The 16140-nt window shown below is 64.7% G+C and carries 16 protein-coding genes; 3 read left to right on the top strand and 13 right to left on the bottom strand.

Translation table 11 applies throughout. From position 1 onward, the window contains the following. Positions 1-2: 2 nt before the first annotated feature. Genes XH80_RS35825 through XH80_RS35795 form a run of 7 tightly spaced genes read right to left on the bottom strand, consistent with a single transcriptional unit; the run spans position 3 to position 5621 of the window. Positions 3-290, bottom strand: coding sequence for an MSMEG_0570 family nitrogen starvation response protein (locus tag XH80_RS35825; RefSeq protein WP_271602668.1), 288 nt, complete (start codon positions 288-290; stop codon positions 3-5). Then, complete coding sequence (locus tag XH80_RS35820) at positions 283-1449, bottom strand: MSMEG_0565 family glycosyltransferase (RefSeq protein WP_271602667.1); 1167 nt, start codon at positions 1447-1449, stop codon at positions 283-285. The genes XH80_RS35825 and XH80_RS35820 overlap by 8 nt, the downstream gene beginning before the upstream one ends. Then, a complete protein-coding gene (locus XH80_RS35815; RefSeq protein ID WP_271602666.1) occupies positions 1446-2441 on the bottom strand; it encodes a sll0787 family AIR synthase-like protein in 996 nt (331 codons plus the stop codon). The genes XH80_RS35820 and XH80_RS35815 overlap by 4 nt, the downstream gene beginning before the upstream one ends. A 2-nt stretch (positions 2442-2443) precedes the next feature. Further along, a complete protein-coding gene (locus tag XH80_RS35810; protein ID WP_220004475.1) occupies positions 2444-2992 on the bottom strand; it encodes an MSMEG_0567/Sll0786 family nitrogen starvation N-acetyltransferase in 549 nt (182 codons plus the stop codon). Continuing rightward, a complete protein-coding gene (locus tag XH80_RS35805) occupies positions 2989-4119 on the bottom strand; it encodes an MSMEG_0568 family radical SAM protein (RefSeq protein ID WP_271602665.1) in 1131 nt (376 codons plus the stop codon). The genes XH80_RS35810 and XH80_RS35805 overlap by 4 nt, the downstream gene beginning before the upstream one ends. Continuing rightward, entirely contained in the window at positions 4034-5101 is a 1068-nt protein-coding gene (locus XH80_RS35800; protein WP_271602664.1) for a Nit6803 family nitrilase, read from the bottom strand. Before XH80_RS35800 ends, XH80_RS35805 begins: the two co-directional genes overlap by 86 nt. A 37-nt stretch (positions 5102-5138) precedes the next feature. Further along, positions 5139-5621: an MSMEG_0572/Sll0783 family nitrogen starvation response protein gene (locus tag XH80_RS35795; RefSeq protein ID WP_188100874.1), complete on the bottom strand. Its 483-nt coding sequence runs from the start codon at positions 5619-5621 to the stop codon at positions 5139-5141. A gap of 332 nt (positions 5622-5953) precedes the next feature. Here XH80_RS35795 and XH80_RS35790 point away from each other — a divergent pair, with 332 nt between their 5' ends. Next, positions 5954-7342: an aminotransferase-like domain-containing protein gene (locus XH80_RS35790; RefSeq protein WP_271602663.1), complete on the top strand. Its 1389-nt coding sequence runs from the start codon at positions 5954-5956 to the stop codon at positions 7340-7342. A 10-nt stretch (positions 7343-7352) separates the two neighbouring features. Here the strand turns inward: XH80_RS35790 and XH80_RS35785 are convergent, their stop codons facing one another. The 4 genes from XH80_RS35785 to XH80_RS35770 form a co-directional block, all read right to left on the bottom strand. Further along, the gene (locus tag XH80_RS35785) at positions 7353-8312 is read right to left on the bottom strand and encodes an ABC transporter permease (RefSeq protein WP_271602662.1); all 960 of its coding nucleotides are present in this window, start codon (positions 8310-8312) and stop codon (positions 7353-7355) included. Next, complete coding sequence (locus tag XH80_RS35780) at positions 8309-9421, bottom strand: ABC transporter permease (RefSeq protein WP_271602661.1); 1113 nt, start codon at positions 9419-9421, stop codon at positions 8309-8311. Before XH80_RS35780 ends, XH80_RS35785 begins: the two co-directional genes overlap by 4 nt. After that, positions 9414-10961: a sugar ABC transporter ATP-binding protein gene (locus XH80_RS35775; protein ID WP_271602660.1), complete on the bottom strand. Its 1548-nt coding sequence runs from the start codon at positions 10959-10961 to the stop codon at positions 9414-9416. Before XH80_RS35775 ends, XH80_RS35780 begins: the two co-directional genes overlap by 8 nt. A gap of 63 nt (positions 10962-11024) precedes the next feature. Continuing rightward, entirely contained in the window at positions 11025-12155 is a 1131-nt protein-coding gene (locus XH80_RS35770) for a sugar ABC transporter substrate-binding protein (protein WP_271602659.1), read from the bottom strand. Positions 12156-12608: 453 nt separating this feature from the next. Here XH80_RS35770 and XH80_RS35765 point away from each other — a divergent pair, with 453 nt between their 5' ends. Both XH80_RS35765 and XH80_RS35760 read left to right on the top strand, forming a co-directional pair. Continuing rightward, a complete protein-coding gene (locus XH80_RS35765; protein ID WP_271602658.1) occupies positions 12609-13919 on the top strand; it encodes an ABC transporter substrate-binding protein in 1311 nt (436 codons plus the stop codon). A 478-nt stretch (positions 13920-14397) separates the two neighbouring features. Beyond that, a complete protein-coding gene (locus XH80_RS35760) occupies positions 14398-14577 on the top strand; it encodes a hypothetical protein (protein ID WP_271602657.1) in 180 nt (59 codons plus the stop codon). A 14-nt stretch (positions 14578-14591) separates the two neighbouring features. Here the strand turns inward: XH80_RS35760 and XH80_RS35755 are convergent, their stop codons facing one another. Further along, positions 14592-15761, bottom strand: coding sequence for a Gfo/Idh/MocA family protein (locus XH80_RS35755; RefSeq protein WP_271602656.1), 1170 nt, complete (start codon positions 15759-15761; stop codon positions 14592-14594). A 44-nt stretch (positions 15762-15805) separates the two neighbouring features. Then, entirely contained in the window at positions 15806-16120 is a 315-nt protein-coding gene (locus XH80_RS35750; RefSeq protein WP_057750533.1) for a septal ring lytic transglycosylase RlpA family protein, read from the bottom strand. Between the last annotated feature and the right edge of the window lie 20 nt (positions 16121-16140).

Below are 16140 nucleotides of genomic sequence, written 5' to 3'. Positions count from 1 at the left end.
TGCTAGTCTTCAAACGAGACGATGGTGACGGAAGCGCCAGGCGTGGCCTCGAACTGTGCGGCCGCGGCCTCGATCCGGGCGAGTTGACCGAGCGCACGCGAGCAGAGGAAGCCGTACTTCTCGCGGACGCGCTCGGCCGCGATCGTCAGCGCGACGCGGCTGCGCTCGCGGAAATCGTCGAGCGCGTAGGTCGTGCCGGCGACGAAGTGGTCCTTAATGACGAGCGAGGGCGAATAGCAGGCCTCGATCCGCTCATCGGGCCAGCGCACGTGGAAGTGCAGCTCAGGCATAATGCACCTCTCGCATGTCCTGATAGGTCGTCATGTGGGCCTTGGCGGTGCGGCGCCAGTCGTGAAGCCGGGCGACCCTGGCGCCATTCGCGATCAGGCGCGAGCGCAGCGGCTCAGCGAGCGCGCTGAGGGCGGCATCCGCGATCGAGCCGGGATGATGCGGATCGCACCAGGCAACATCGTCCGCGCCGAGATATTCCGTGAACGGTGCGAGATGCGAGACCACCGCGGGCACGTTACTCGCCATCGCCTCCAGCACGGCCAGGCCAAAGCCTTCGCGCAACGACGGGAACAGCAGCACGTCGGCTAGACGAAACAGCGATGGCATCTCGGCATCCGCCAGCGGACCAGTTTCGATGACGGTATCAACAGGCAAGCCCGCATCGCGCAGCCGCGATTTGAACTGCTCTCGATACGTGCCATGATCCAGCAGAGAAGCCCCGCCGGCGATGACGAGCTGCGCGGACCGGTGCACGGCGTGCACCTGGCGGAAGGCCTCGAAAATGCCGAGCGTATTCTTGCGCTGCTCGACGCCGCCGATGGAGAGCAGGATCGGGCCTGCGCGAAGGCCGATCCGTGCACGCAACACCTGGTCGCCAGGAGCGACAGTGGGCGAATAGCGCGCCGTGTCGACACCATTGCCGACCAGCGTCGCCGCGCGCGACATCTCCGCCTGCAGCTGCGCCTGCCAGAACCGGCTGACGACGAACAGGCCGTCGGCGTGGACGATCGAGCGACGGTCGAGCTCGCTGAGCCGCTCGTCGGCGAATGCATCGATGTGATGAACGGTGCGGACATAGCGCTGGATCAGGCCGCGCTGTTTCAGCGTCGCGAGCGCATTGCCGGAGATGCCATCCTGGGCGTGGAAGACGTCGAACTGGCGGTGCGCTGGATCCTCGAAATAGCTGACATAGTCGGCGATACGCGCCTCCACCATCGCGACGACGTCGCCCGAGACTGATGATGCAGGCACCGAGCGCGTCGCGGCGACGCTGCGGCGGAAGAAGCCTTTGCCTGTCGGGTCCGGCGCATGCGCGACCGGCCTATGTCCGAGGTCGGCAAGGGCGTCCGCCAGCGCGAGCGCATGCACCACGCCACCTCTTGGATTGGTGGAGTGGGTAAGGATCGCGATGCGAAGCCGGGGCAAGTCGCCGCTCATGCCACGCTCCGCTGCTGATGGCTCTGGCCTGGCCCACAGCCGATCAGCGGCTGCGCCGCAAAATCCCAGACCGTCGCACGAGCGGAACCGGCGCTGATATCCACCGATGTCCCGGCGCTGACCTCTCCGATCGCGGCGGCCGCGATGCCGCGCCGCTGGAAGCGCGACAGGATCTCGTCGACGTCTCCGGGCCTGGCTGACAGCAGATAGCCGAAGCTCGGGAATGTCAGCAGCCAGCGCTCGAGCGGCGCGCTCGCGGGAATCGGAATCGCCTCGACGTCCAAGGTGATGGCGACCTGCGAGCACTCGGCCAGCATCGCCGCGGTCCCGACGATGCCGCCCTGGCTGATGTCCTTGGCGGCGAGTGCGAGCCCGCTTTCTGCGATCGACGGCAGGATCTCCAGATCGCCCCGCAATCGCTCCGCCGGCGCGTCGGTCGCCGCCTCCCAATTGGCGAACGGCTCGCGGTAGCGGCCGCGCAGATCGATCGCCGCGATGAGCTTGTCGCCGGGCCTGGCGTCGAAGCTGGTGAGAAGCCGCCTGGCGCGGCCGAGGATCGCGACGGCGAACTGGCTCTGGCTGCTGCGCACATTGGTATGCCCGCCGATGACGGGCACGCCGAATGTCTTCGCCGCAGCCTTCAATCCTGCGAGAATGGGCGCGGCCTTGTCCGCGCCATTGGACCAGATTGCATTGACGATGGCCGTCGGTCGTCCACCCATCGCGGCGACATCGGAGATGTTGACCATGGCGCCGCACCAGCCGGCGAACCAGGGATCGGCAGCGACGAATTCGTTCATGAAGCCTTCGATGGCGAACAGGGTGTAGCCGTCACCCTCCGGGATCGCCGCGCAATCGTCCCCCACCGCGATGGCGTCGCTGCCCGACAGGTCGAGAGCAGCTGCAACGGCCGCGATGTCGGCCTTGGCGGCGATGCCGCGGCTTTTGCGGAGCGTTTCGGCGAGGCTTGCGAGCGCGGCGTCCGTCAGCATGATCAGGCCGCCAGCTTTGCCAGTGACAGGAAGCCGGTTTCGGGCGTGCGGAACGGCGGGTAGTGATCGAGGTCGGCCTCCATGCGATGATGCGGCCGGCCGTGGAGCTCGAACTCGCCCAGGGAATGCCAGTGCATGTGCTGGAACAGCAGCGCGTTCTGACTTTGCACATTGGCAAGGAAGCGCCGGCAACCGCGCGCATGCGCGGAGGACACGGCGAGCCGGATCAGGCCGGCACCGACTGCGCTGAGACGCCGATAGCTCTTCGCAACGGCAAGGCGGGAGCCCCACCATACATCCGCCTCGTGCTCATCGGCGTGAATGCGCACGGTGCCGACGACCTCGTCCTCGGCGACACCGAGCAGCGACACGGCCACGAGCGGAATGGCTGAAACGTCGATCGCATCGCGATCATCGCCCGCAAACACGCCCTGCTCGTCGCAGAACACCTTGCGCCGCAGGGCTGCGGCAGCGTTGCGCTCCCAGGCTTCGGTTGCGAACTTCACCTGGAATTCCGGTGCAACGAACGGCTTGAACGGCTCGAACATCATGCGCTTGCTCCGCGTTCGTAGGTGGACAGGGCCGAGCAGGCGCCGCATTTGCCGCAGCCTGCCTTGATATCGGTGGCGCGCAGACCGCCGGCGCGCAGCATCTCGGCGAGCGGACGCAGGATGTCATGCATGAACGCCGCGGACGGCGTCGGATGACTCTCCAGCGGAGTGCCGGCGATCGGCACGAACGGCACGACGAAAGGATAGACGCCGAGATCGATCAGCCGGCGCGACAGCGCGAGAATTTCGGACGGCTCGTCGCCAAGTCCCGCGAGGATGTAAGTCGAGACCTGACCGCGGCCGAACACCGGAACGGCCGCGGCAAACGCGTCCATGTATTGCGCGACCTGGACCTGCGCCTTGCCCGGCATGATCCTTTGCCGCACGGCGGGCCCGATCACCTCCAGATGCATGCCGAGCGCGTCGACGCCGGAACTCTTCATGCGCTCGAACCAGGCAAAATCATCCGGCGGCTCGCACTGCGCCTGGATCGGCAGGTCGACGGCGGCTTTGACGGCCTGCGCACTCTCGGCAAGGATGCCGGCGCCGCGATCGGACGTGTGCGGCGTGCCCGTCGTCATCACCATGTGCCTGACGCCGTCGAGCTCGACGGCGACCTTGGCGACCTCGGCGAGCTGCGCCGGCGTCTTGCGCTCGACCGTGCGTCCGGCCGCGAGCGACTGGCCGATAGCGCAAAACTGGCAGGTCTTGGTGCGGCTCTGGTAGCGAATGCAGGTCTGCAGCACGGTGGTGGCGAGCACGTCGCGCCCGTGCAGGGTCGCGATCTTCCAATAGGGAATGCCGTCCTCGGTGGTGCGGTCGTAGAATTTCGGCCGCAGCGGAAACGAGACGTCGGCCAGCACCACGCCGTCGCGCGAGATGCGGCTGCGCCCGGCCGCGTCCGGGCGCTCGACGAGATAGGGACTCTCGAAGGCCGGCGCGTTGTGGACCGGGATCATCACGGTGGCGCCGTCGATCGTGAACGGCGTGTGATCCGACGGCCCGGCGCCGCCGCGGCGGCTGGTTCCCCCGGTCTTGGGATCAGCGAGCCGGACCCCGAAGGACTGCAATTCGTTGATCAGCTGCTCGGTCGGCATCGCCATCGGAATCGCCTTGGGCTGCGGCATCTGCGGTCTCATCTGATTGGTCTTTCGGAATGGGTGCGAGGCGGTTCGGGTGAAAGCCGTGCATCGGACGCGCAGGCGCGTCGTTCAGCACCAGCGACAGCAGCTCGGGCCGGGCGTAGTGGCCGACCGAGTCCATCATCCGCTTGCGCTTGGTGATCAAAGCGAGATCGAGATCGGCGACAAGGATGCCCTCGCCGCTGGTCAGTGGCGGCACCAGATGATTGCCTTCGGGTGAGACGATCGCGGTCATGCAGCCGCCGCGCAGGCCCTTGCGCAGGCCCTCCTCCGGCGAGATTTTGGCGATCTGCTCCTCGGTCAGCCAGCCAGTGGCGTTGACGACGAAGCATCCGCTTTCCAGCGCATGATGCCGGATCGTCACCTCGATCTGGTCGGCGAAGACCTGCCCGACCAGCGAGCCCGGAAACTGGGCCGCGTGAATCTCTTCATGCTGGGCCATCAGAGCGTAGCGGGCGAGCGGATTGTAGTGCTCCCAGCAGGCCAGCGCGCCGACACGGCCGACCGCGGTCTCGACCACCTTCAGGCCGGCGCCATCGCCCTGCCCCCAGATCATGCGCTCGTGAAACGTCGGCGTGATCTTGCGGCGCTTGAGGAGAAGCGCGCCGTTCGCGTCGAACACGAGTTGAGTATTGTAAAGCGAGCCGTGATCGCGCTCGTTGACCCCGAGCACCACCACCATGCCGTGGCGCTTGGCCGCCTGCGCAACGGCATCCGTCACCGGACCAGGCACGACGACGGCGTTGTCATAGAGCTGGATGTGCTCGGCGCCGCTGAGGACCGGCGGACGGACAAAGGAGAAATACGGGTACCAGGGAACGAACGTCTCCGGAAAAACGGCGAACTGGACGCCCTTGCCCGCCGCCTCCGCGATGGCCGCCAGAATCCGGTCGACCGTTCCGGTCGGCGTGTCCAGATCCGGCGCGATTTGAATCGCGCCAGCCCTGACCGTGCGTTTCGCTGTCACTGTATCCTCCCTCGTCCGTCGCGTGGGCCGACCGAGGTCAGACGGTCCAGGTGTGGAGCATGAACGCGTCGTCCCTGCGGTGAAGCAGGATGAGGTCGAGCACATCGAGCGGGTTGATCGGCCGGATGCCCGGAATCAGCGACGGCTCGCCATGGCCGTAGAGCGCCTGCAGCGCGAACCGGCAGGCATAGACCTTGCCGCCTTCGTCCATGAATTTCGCGAGCTGGTTGTTGAAGTTCTGCGCGCCGGGGAAGGCCTCGTCGCCGATCTTCGGAAAGCCGCGCTGAATGCCGAGCGTGACACCGGGACCGTAAAGCAGAACCGAGGTCTCAAAGCCCTTCCGCTTCAGGCGCAGCGCCTGCAGAATATTGACGAGGCCGATCGAGCCTTCGAACGCGACGGTGTGGAAGGTGACCAGCGCCTTCTCACCCGGCTTTGCTTTGACGTCCTCGAAAACCTTCTCTTCGTAGTCGACAAGAAAGTCGCCCTTCTGACGTGCGGGCATGTTCACTGCTGGCATAGACACCTCCTGTTCACGTCCGGCCCTCCCGGATCGAGATCAGGTTTTGCAATCAATGTGCCAAGCAGCGTTCTGCACTACAAATCATCAAACCATACAATATGCATTCACTTATCCATTCAATGTTGAATGGAGACCTGACTGGATTTGATGGTGCTCGCGTGATGATCAAAAAATATTGCCTTAAAAATACTGGGCAGCGCGCTCGATCTATGTGCAACGCGCGCAGCCGGAACGCCTCGCCAAGGTGATCAAAAAGCGCAATACAATTGCCTGGACGCTCGCAACAATATACAGTCAATTCTACTGACGTAATTGACCGGAACCGAGCAATGGCCGACTGGCGCCCCGATCTCTCGAACAGCGACAAGCCGCGCTATCTCGCCATCGCCGACGCGATTGCCGACGACATCGCGGCCGGACGACTGGTGATCGGCGACCGCCTGCCGCCACAGCGGAAACTGGCCAAGCGCCTCGACGTCGATTTCACCACCGTCGCGCGCGGCTATGTCGAGGCGCAAAAGCGCGGGCTGATTGAATCCAAGGTCGGACAGGGAACCTTTGTTCGCGACAAGCCGCGGCCGCGGCGTTCGGCGACAAGCTTTCCGCCCCGCCCCGTCGACCTCTCGATGAACCTGCCGCCCGAGCCCGACGATCCTGAATTGATCGAGCGCATGCAGGCCGGCGCTGAACATGTGCTGCGCGACATCGCATCGCTGCTGCGCTACCAGGGCTTTGGCGGCACGCAAGCCGACAAGGACGCCGCCTCGAGCTGGCTCGGCCGCCGCGCGCTGGTGCCGGCACAGAACCGTATTTTCGTCTCGCCGGGCGCCCATCCGGCGCTGCTCGGCATCCTCTCGATCCTCGCAAAGGCAGGCGAGGTGGTGCTGTGCGAGGCGATCACCTATCCCGGGATCAGGTCGATCGCCGCGCAGCTCGGCATCACCCTCGTCGGCCTGCCGATGGATCAGGATGGCATCGAGCCGCAGGCGTTGACCGATGCCTGCAAGAAGCTGAAGCCGAGGGCGATCTACCTCAATCCGACGCTGCAGAATCCGACGACGCTGACAATTCCGGATTCGCGACGGCGCGAGATCGTCGCGATCGCCCGCCGCTTCAAGCTGCCTGTTATCGAGGACGACGCCTATGGCTTCATTCCCGAGCATGGCCACGGCCACGCGCCCTTCGCCGCGATCGCGCCCGATCTGACCTGGCACGTCGCGGGACTGGCCAAGTGCATCGGAGCGGGCCTGCGCGCCGCCTATGTCGTCGTGCCCGATACGCGCTCGGCCTGGCCGTTCGCTTCGGCGCTGCGGTCAGCGACCGTGATGGCATCTCCCCTGACCGTGGCGATCGCGACGCGCTGGATCGAAGACGGCACCGCGGACACGATGTTGCGGTTCATCCGCGCCGAGACGTCGGCGCGGCAGAAGCTCGCCGCCGAAATCCTGCCCAAGGGGTCCTATCGCGGCGATCCCCTCAGCTTCAACCTCTGGGTCGAGCTGCCGACGCCCTGGAGGCGCTCGGCTTTCGTGGAGCATATGCGGCAAACCGGCATCGGCGTCGTCGCAAGCGACGCCTTCGTCGTGGGCGATCCACCGCCCGAGGCCGTGAGAATATGCATCGGCGGCCCGTCAACGCGAACGCAAATCAGGGGCGCGCTCGAATACGCCGCTCACGCGCTGGCCGAAACGCCGGCCCTGGCGTCGCCGTTCCTCTGATCGTGCAGCGTCAGCTCGTGACACGCTCGCCGCGGCCGTAGACCAGCAGCATGAAGATGATGACGAGGCCGTAGATCACCTGGCGGCCGGCCTCGGGCATGTCCATGATCGAGAGCACGCTGTTGAGCAGCACGATCAGCACGACGCCGATCAGCGTGCCGAGATAGCGGCCGCGGCCGCCCAGGATGTTGGTGCCGCCGATCACCACCGCGGCGATCGATGGCAGCAGATAGGCATCACCCATGCCCTGATAGGCCTTGGTGGAGTAGCCCGCGAGCAGGACGCCGGCGAGCGCCGCGGCGAGGCCGCAAAGCACGAAGCAGATCACCGTGACGCGGCGGGTGTCGACGCCGGCGAGATACGCGGCCGCCTCCTTGTTGCCGATGGCGTAGACGTAGCGTCCGAGCGCCGTGCGCTGGAGGATGATCGTGACGATCACAGATACTGCGGCCCAGACGAACAGGGCGTTGGGAATGCCGAGCGTGCGGTCGCCGGCCAGCATCCGCATCAGGTCTGTCGCAGCCGTCTGCGGAGCGTAGCCGCCGGTATGCGCGACCATCAGGCCGCGCATCACCGCATTGACGCCGAGGGTGAAGATCATCGAGGGCACGCGCAAGTAAGCGACCCCGATGCCGTTGATGAGACCGACCACGAGGCCGACGCCGAGCCCGACCGGAATGGCGAGCGGCCCGCCGATCGATGTCGCCATCATCGCGGCCGCGGCGAGCGTCCACGGCACCGACAGGTCGATCTGCGCGATCAGGATCACCATCATCATGCCGGCGGCGACAATGCCGAGGAAGGCGCCGATCTGGAGCTGCTGCAACAAATAGGTCGGCGACAACAGCGGCGCGCTGCCGAAACGGGCAACAGTATAGACCGTGCCGGCGACCAGGATGACGAGGATGAACAGCGCCGCGATCAGGATCGGACGGTCGTCGCGGGAGAGTCCGAGGGACGCGGTCGTCATCGAAACAGCTCCAGCGTATTCTTGACGCGCAGCACGCCGAGCGCGCCGATGCAGACCGCCCCCAGCAGGATCAGGCCCTCGAACAGCGGCTGCAACAGCGGCGCGATGTCGAAGATGCGGAAGAAGAACGAGATGACGCGCAGCACCATGGCGCCGAAGATCGAGCCGATGGCGCTGCCGGTGCCCCCTAACAGCGAGGTCCCGCCAATGACGACGGAGGCGATCGAGTTGAGCGTATAGGCGCCGGCCTGTGGGATGTCGGCATTGCCCGAGGAAGTCTGGATGGCGAGGAACAGCCCGCCACAGCCGGCAAAGAAGCCGGCGAGCGTGAAGGCCGCGATCTTGGCGCGGTCGATCGGCAGGCCGGACATGTAGGCGGCGCCCTCGGCCGAGCCGACCGCATAGACGGCGCGGCCGAGCACGGAGCGGCGGAACGGCACCCAGACCAGGAGCGCAATCAGGATCAGCAGCACGAACGGCACCGGGATCCAGGCCAGGGGCGCGAACCACGCCGCTGCGCCATCGTTGAAAATATGGACGGTCGCGGCGAAATCGCCGAGCGAGTTGGTCAGCGCCCAATTCAGATCCTCGTCGATCTTGCCGCCCGGCGTCGGCCGCAGGAACAGCGCGATGCCGATATAGACCGCGCCGGTCGCGAGCGTCGCGATGATCGGCTGGATGCGTCCATAGACGACGATACAGCCGTTGATGAAGCCGGCCAGCGCGCCGGTCGCAAGGCACACGACGATCCCGAGCAGGATGCCGCTCACCCCGCCGGGAAAGGTCCCGAGGCCGAGATGCAGGCCGAAAATGTCGAGATGCAGCGGCGTGCCGCCCGCCGCCCCCGTGAGCAGGTAGCTCGCAAAACACCCCACCATGGTCATGACGGCGCCCACGGAGAGATCCAGCCCCGACGCCAACACCGGCACGGTCTGGGCCATCGCCAGCATGGCGAGCGCAAAGATCTCGTCGCCGTTCTGCACCAGAACCGCCGACGAGAAGCCCTTGGGGTGCGCGAGATTGTAGAGCAGATAGAGGATGGTGAACAACAGGACGGCGGTGACGATGCCGATGTTCTGGCGAACCCGGATGGCGATATCGTCAAGCATGGGCGGCTCCGGCAGCGTCCGGCGTCGCCGCGTCGATATTCAGCGCGCTCGCGATGATGTTGGTCTCGGTGAGCTCGTCACCTTCGAGCTCGCGCACGATGCGCCCGTCATACATGATCGCCACCCGGTCGCAGCAGCCGATGAGCTCGTCATAGTCGGTCGAGTAGAACAGGATGGCGGCGCCCTGGTCGGCGAGCTCGCGCATCAGCCGGTAAAGCTCCTGCTTGGTGCCGACGTCGATGCCGCGCGTGGGATCGTTGAGCAGGATGAGTTTTGGCTCGGTCATCAGCCATTTGGCGAGAACGACCTTCTGCTGGTTGCCGCCTGACAGCGTGGAGACCGCATCGCCCGGCGCGCCGATCTTGATCTGCAGCCGCGCGATGGCGCGCTTGATCATGTCGCTCTCGCGCGCGCGGTCGACCAGAGGGCCGGTTGAGATCGCATCGAGCGAGGCGATCACCAGATTGTCCGCGATCGACATCGGCAGCATCAGGCCCTCGGTCTTGCGATCCTCCGGCACCAGCGCGATGCCGACCGACTTCGCCGCCGCCGGAGACCCCGGCCGCACCTCGCGGCCTTCGACGATGATCTGCCCGGTGACGCCGCGCAGCACGCCGAACAGCGCCAGCAGCAGGGATTTCTGGCCCTGGCCATCGAGCCCGCCGAGGCCGACGATCTCGCCGGCGCCGACGTGGAGCGAGATGCGATCGAGGCGCCGGTCCCAGCTCAAATTCTCGATATCAAGCACCGGCGGCGGCGATCCGCGCGGCGGCTTCGGCGGATATTGGGTCGCGATATCGCGCCCGATCATGAGCTGAACGATATCGGCGGTCGAACGCTTGCCCTTGTCGAAGGTCTCGATATGGCGGCCGTTGCGGAACACGGAGGCGCGGTCGGCCAGCGCCTCGACCTCGTGCATGCGGTGCGAGATGTAGAGAATGGCAACGCCCTCGGCCTTGAGCCGCGCCAGCATGGCGTAGACCTTCTCGACGTCGGCGCTGGTGAGGGCCGAGGTGGCCTCATCCAGGATCAAGAGCTGCGGCTTCTTGCCGAGCGCCTTGGCGATCTCCACCACTTGGCGGCGCGACAGCGGCAGGTCGCGTACGCGCATCAGGGGATTGACGTCCTCGCAGCCGATCTCGGCCAGCAGCTGTTCGGCACAGCGGCGCTGCGCCCGCGCGTCGATCAGGCCGAAGCGGCGTGGCGGCGATGCGATCGAGATGTTGTCTGCGACCGAGAGGTCGGGCATCAGCGACAGCTCCTGGAAGATGCAGACGACGCCGGCGGCATTGGCGGCGGAGGGCGTCGCAAAGCTGACGTCCTGGCCGGCAAGCCGCATGCTGCCGGAATCGGGCTGCACCACACCCGAGATGATCTTGATCAGCGTCGACTTGCCGGCGCCGTTCTCGCCCAGCACGGCATGGATCTTGCCGCGCTCGCAGGCGAAATCGACGCCTTCGAGCGCGCGCACTCCGGCGTACCGCTTGGAGATTCCTGACAGCGTGAGGAAGGCGTGACGGGTCAGAACGGCATCGGACATGGCGGGCTCACGCAGCGGCGGCCCGGCGAAGGCCGGGCCGCAACCGTGACGTCTCCAGCAGGCTCACTGGGTGTTCTTTTCGCTCTGCGACATGATCTCCGGCGCCGTGAAGTTGACGCCGCACGGCGTGAACTGGTTCGGCGCGAAGAAGTTTGCATTCAGTTCCGGCCAGTAGTTCTCACCAGGCTTGAGGTCCTTGTAGGTCGCAACCGGAATCGGAATCGAGATCAGCTGCGGCATGACATTGCCCTGCAGCGCCGAGATCGCCGCCTTGGTGGCGATCGCGACCAGCGCCGGCGACTGGCCGTAGGACATGCCCTTGAGCCCGTCCTTGGCGTGATCGGCGATCTGCTTGCGGAACTCGTTCTCACCCTCGCCCGACATCGGCACGAAGGGGTGCTTGGCCGCCATCATCGCCTGCACGGTGCCGTCGGAGCCGCCTTGCGTGAACACGCCGTCGAAATGGCCGTGCACCGCGAGCGCATCCGCCGTCACCTTCTGCGAGGTGCCGGTATCCCAATTGCCGACCACTTCGGTGATCTTGAAGCTGTTGCCCGGCGCTTCCATCACCTCGCGGAAGCCGAGATGGCGGTCGCGGTCGACGGAATTGCCCGGCAGGCCGCGCACCTCGAGAATGTCACCGCCCTTCTTGCCGCTCTCATCGATCAGCCATTTCGCCGACATGCGGCCCATTTCCTTCTGGTCCTCGTTGACCATCATCACCTTGTCGGTGTCGAGGACGTTGTCGAAGGGCACCACGACCACGTTGTTCTTGTCGGCGAGGCGGATGATGCGGTCGAAGCCGTCAGGGGCGACCGCGATGGTGACGATGGCGTCAAAGCCCTGATTGATGAAGTCCTCCATCGCGCCGAGTTGCGCTGCAACATCGGTGCCGGTGGAGACGACCTTGAACTCCTTGATGTTCTCCTTGATGCCCGGCTGCGCGGCGAAGGCCTTGGCGGTCTTCACCATCTGGATGCGCCAGGTGTTGCCGACGAAGCCGTTGACGAGGGCGATCTTGTAGGGACCGGGCTTCTTGTCCCACTGGAAGAACTTGGTCTCCGATGACCAGGGCTTGAAACATCCGGGATCGGCGCCCGGACCGGACACGACCTTGGGCCCTGCGAGGGCGCTGACGGAGGACAGCAACAGGCCAACGCAGGCGAGCCCCGTAAAACGAAGCGTCCAAACCATATCTCTTCTCCTGAGCTTTTGTTTCCACCCATAATGCGGCGCAATGGCCAAGCCGGGAATTGGGCTTCCCGTGCAATTTACCGCGCTAGGATGCCACGCAACCTCCGAGGCGCACAAGCCGAATGCCGGTCATGGGCCCTGCCCTGCTGCAACGCGTGAAGCGATGCCATCGCATCTGCGGAAAGCGATGTCGCGTCGCGGCGAAGCTGAAAATCCACGCGCGACAGGCGGATGTTCGCCTCCACCCCGATGCAATGCCGAGGAATGATTGCGAACCAAAGCACGGCACGGCGCAAAAAGAATGAGACTCAGGGAAAAATTCCGACGCGATCACGCTCGGCTGCATGCATCCGAATTGCCTAGTGCGGCGCATGTTGACTTTCGGAATCGCCCTCCAAATACTTGCGGAAAACATAAGACCGGTCGCAAATGACTGATCCGAGGGAGGATAGGATGCCGACTTCACGCAGGCAGCTGCTGAAGGGTACGGCGGCTGCCGCCGCCACGCTCAGCCTCGATTGGACCCGGGCCCAGGCGCAAGCCGAGACTCTGCGCATCGGCCTGATCTACGATCTCACCGGACCATTCGCCGCGGGCGGCTCGGTCGCCTCCTCGGTCGGCGCGCAGATCGCGATCGATCTCGTCAACGAGAAGGGCGGCATTGGCGGCAAGACCAAGATTGTTCCGGTCGCCGCGGATTCCCAGAGCAAGCCCGACGTGGCGATCAACGAGGCCGAGCGCCTGATCAGCCAGGAGAAGATCGACATCCTCAACGGCGTCTATGCCAGCGCGCATGCGGTGCCGCTCGCAGCCAAGGTCGAACAGCAGAAGAAGATCCTCTGGATCACGACCGCGGTGTCGACCGCCGTGTTCAAGGACAAGAACCTGCAATATGTGTTTCGCGCGCAGATCCATTCGGATCAATACGGCCAGGCCTTTGCTGGCTTCATGAGCGAGCATGCCAAGGCGAAGCTCGGCATGGAGCCGAAGGACGTCAAGATCGCGCTGATCCATGAGGACGGTCCCTATGGCGTCGGCGTCGCCGCTGCGGACGAAGCCTATGCCAAGGAAGCCGGTCTCCAGATCGTGCTGAAGGAGGGTTATTCGGCATCGGCCCCCGATCTTTCGGTGCTCGTCACCAAGATCAAGCGCGCCAAGGCCGACGTGATCTCGCATGCCGGTTACAACCCCGACATCACCCTGCTGCTGCGGCAGGCGCGCGAGAGCGGGCTGCGCTTCAAGATGCTGTTTGGCAACGGCGCCGGTTACAGCCAGCTCGACAAGTTGCGGGCGACCTTCGGCACCGACATCGACAATTTCTGCAACATCGATCCGGTGCCGGCGCAATTGCTGGATCCCTCGAAGCTGGCGCCGGGCTTGGGCGAGCTGATCAAGACCATGGTCACGCGCTACCAAGCCAAGACCAATGCAACTGATGTACCGCCGCACTGCTCGATGGGTTTTAATCAGACCTGGGTCTTGCTCAACAACGTGCTGCCGGTGGCGAAAGAGAAATACGGCAGCTTCGAGCCGGAAGCCATTCGCAAAGCCGCGCTCGACGTCGACATCCCGCCCGGCGGCACCATCCAGGGCTATGGCGTGAAGTTCTTCCCGCCGGGCACGCCGCTATCAGGCCAGAACGAACGCTCCACGCCGGTGGTGATGCAGAACGCCGGCGAGCACATTTCCGTGGTGTGGCCGACCAACATCAGGACACAAGACCCGGTGTTTCCGCTGCCGAAGGGATCGACCTACGGGGCGTGAAAGAGGCGACTTGCCCTCCGCAGATCTATCGCAGATGGATGCACGATGCGACGGCATCGGCACTGGGCTCCCTCTCCCGCTTGGCAAGCGGGAGAGGCGGAGCAAGCCCGCAGGTCGTCGTCAATTCCAATGGTGATTGCCCTGCCCGGAGGGGGAGAAGCGGCGTCGACAACACGTCGGCGCCGACCGCGTGCAAGCAGGAACACTTACACCCACCGGTCATTGTTTGCGCGCTATGGTTGGATTTTGGTCCGCCCGGCAACTCGCGCTGGTTGTGAGACGAAGTCGCTTTGAAACAAAAGCCATCTAGAGTGTGAACTGGGTTACTGGCGGCGCTCGATTTTCGTGCGTACAAACCGGACAACCAACGGCATTTCAGCTCGGGTTGGCCTCTCAGGCAAACCGGCTCGCATCTTCGAAGAAGCCGTGCAGCGGGATCAGATATTTCAGAGCTTGAATTGCAGCGATGGGGGTGACAATGCCCGCCATATTCGAACTGCTCTACAAGGAATTCTGCCGTGCCCGCCTTGCCGAGATGCGCAAGCAGCTTCTGCTCATCCGCAAGCATCCAACGCAGTTTCTCCCGGATGACGCTCCTTCCGACCCTGATGGGATGGACGAGCAACACGACGCAGAATTGAAGCGCTCGAGAGAATAGTCGCTTGGCGACAGCTACAGCACCACCCGCCGCCCCTCCTCCGCGGCCCAATAGCCGGCATAGTTGACCTTGATCGTCTCGTAGGCCAGCGCGAGGTCCGACAAAGGCTGTCGTCCCGTGGCGGCGCATTCCATGAAATCCTGGATCTCCTGGAGATAGCCTCGCGTCCATTCCTCCTCAATGCACACATATTGCCAGCCGGTTTTGCGGTCGACCTTCTCGGTGATGTAGACGCTCGCGAGCTTCTCCTCGGAGGTCTGGTAGCTCATCAGATGATTGTTCGGCGTGATGTTGGCGAACAGCGATCCGCCCGACGTGTAGGTCTCGATCAAATTGCGCACGCCGCCCATGATCATGTCACCGGAGAATATCGTGGCCTTGGTGCCGTCGGAGAAGGTCGCGGTCAGCGTGCCCCAATCCTCGACGTCGACGGGCTTGGCCTTGATGTAGGTGCGTTCGTCCGGCCTGAGGACGGCAGTGACATTGCCGATATCGCCGGTGACGCTGACGACATGGATTTTCTCCGCTCGCGTGCGCGCTTCGACCTGCTTGAGATAGAGCACCGCCGAGAGCGGATGGCAGCCCATCCGGATCAGCGAGCCGCCGCCGGTCATCGCCCATTGTGCGGCATGCGCGGCGTGCGAGCCGGAATGGCTCTCCTCGCCCTTCATGAACAGGATCTTGTCTTTGGTGGCCTTGAGGATCTCGGCGGTCTTGGTCACTGCAGGCGCGTAGATCCAGTCCTCGGCATACATGAAGAGTTTTCCGGTGCGCTCGATCGCGGCGCGGGTGGCGTCCATCTCCTCGATCAGGCGCTCATACATCAGGGCCTTTGGCACGTGCCTGCCGATCGGCTGCTGGTCGCCATCGCGGCCGAAATAGCCGGCAAACGGCTTTTCGCAGATGACGTGCTTGCCGGCCTGCATGCTGGCGACGATCATCTCGGCATGGAGATTGGGCGGCGTGCAGATGTCGATCACATCGAGCTCGCGGTCCGCGATCAGCTCCGCAAAGCTGCGATAGACGCGCGGGATGTTGTGGCGGCCCGCGAATGCGACGACATGATCGCCGCGCGCGGCGACCGCGGCCACCTCGACATCCACGCCATAGACGCGCCGGAATGCATACATATGCAGCTCCGACACGAAGCCGCAGCCGACGAGTCCCACCCTGATGCGAGCCATAACGCCCCCCTTGCCTCGGGCGGCACTATAGCGCGAAGGCAGAGCTATTCCACCGAGACCCGCACCACGCCTGCACTCATCATGCCGAGCGCACGGGCGGCGGGCACCGAGAGATCGACGATACGGCCGCGGATGAAAGGGCCGCGATCATTGACGCGGCACTGAATCGTCCGTCCGCTATAGGACACTTTCAGCACGCTGCCGAACGGACGCGTCCGGTGCGCGCAAGTCAGCTCGCCGCTCCTCGCGGCTTTTCCGTATCCATAGTATGAGGCAAGTCCGCTTTCGGCGTGGGCGACGGAAAATGCAGAAAGCGAGAAAATCGTCAGGCAATACAATAGCGTCGGCTGCGCTCGCACGGCACCGCTCCCGGTTCGCC

Source organism: Bradyrhizobium sp. CCBAU 45384 (assembly GCF_028128665.1).
In the GTDB taxonomy this organism is placed as follows: Bacteria; Pseudomonadota; Alphaproteobacteria; order Rhizobiales; family Xanthobacteraceae; genus Bradyrhizobium; species Bradyrhizobium manausense.
Note: the sequence above shows the minus strand (reverse complement) of the source record. Positions and strands in the feature narration are given on the sequence as shown.

What these genes read in the sequence shown, in the direction of transcription:
- XH80_RS35825 (WP_271602668.1), bottom strand. Translation starts at nt 290, where the DNA reads ATGCCTGAGCTGCACTTCCACGTGCGCTGGCCCGATGAGCGGATCGAG.
- XH80_RS35820 (WP_271602667.1), bottom strand. Translation starts at nt 1,449, where the DNA reads ATGAGCGGCGACTTGCCCCGGCTTCGCATCGCGATCCTTACCCACTCC.
- XH80_RS35815 (WP_271602666.1), bottom strand. Translation starts at nt 2,441, where the DNA reads ATGCTGACGGACGCCGCGCTCGCAAGCCTCGCCGAAACGCTCCGCAAA.
- XH80_RS35810 (WP_220004475.1), bottom strand. Translation starts at nt 2,992, where the DNA reads ATGATGTTCGAGCCGTTCAAGCCGTTCGTTGCACCGGAATTCCAGGTG.
- XH80_RS35805 (WP_271602665.1), bottom strand. Translation starts at nt 4,119, where the DNA reads ATGCCGCAGCCCAAGGCGATTCCGATGGCGATGCCGACCGAGCAGCTG.
- XH80_RS35795 (WP_188100874.1), bottom strand. Translation starts at nt 5,621, where the DNA reads ATGCCAGCAGTGAACATGCCCGCACGTCAGAAGGGCGACTTTCTTGTC.
- XH80_RS35790 (WP_271602663.1), top strand. Translation starts at nt 5,954, where the DNA reads ATGGCCGACTGGCGCCCCGATCTCTCGAACAGCGACAAGCCGCGCTAT.
- XH80_RS35785 (WP_271602662.1), bottom strand. Translation starts at nt 8,312, where the DNA reads ATGACGACCGCGTCCCTCGGACTCTCCCGCGACGACCGTCCGATCCTG.
- XH80_RS35780 (WP_271602661.1), bottom strand. Translation starts at nt 9,421, where the DNA reads ATGCTTGACGATATCGCCATCCGGGTTCGCCAGAACATCGGCATCGTC.
- XH80_RS35775 (WP_271602660.1), bottom strand. Translation starts at nt 10,961, where the DNA reads ATGTCCGATGCCGTTCTGACCCGTCACGCCTTCCTCACGCTGTCAGGA.
- XH80_RS35770 (WP_271602659.1), bottom strand. Translation starts at nt 12,155, where the DNA reads ATGGTTTGGACGCTTCGTTTTACGGGGCTCGCCTGCGTTGGCCTGTTG.
- XH80_RS35765 (WP_271602658.1), top strand. Translation starts at nt 12,609, where the DNA reads ATGCCGACTTCACGCAGGCAGCTGCTGAAGGGTACGGCGGCTGCCGCC.
- XH80_RS35760 (WP_271602657.1), top strand. Translation starts at nt 14,398, where the DNA reads ATGCCCGCCATATTCGAACTGCTCTACAAGGAATTCTGCCGTGCCCGC.
- XH80_RS35755 (WP_271602656.1), bottom strand. Translation starts at nt 15,761, where the DNA reads ATGGCTCGCATCAGGGTGGGACTCGTCGGCTGCGGCTTCGTGTCGGAG.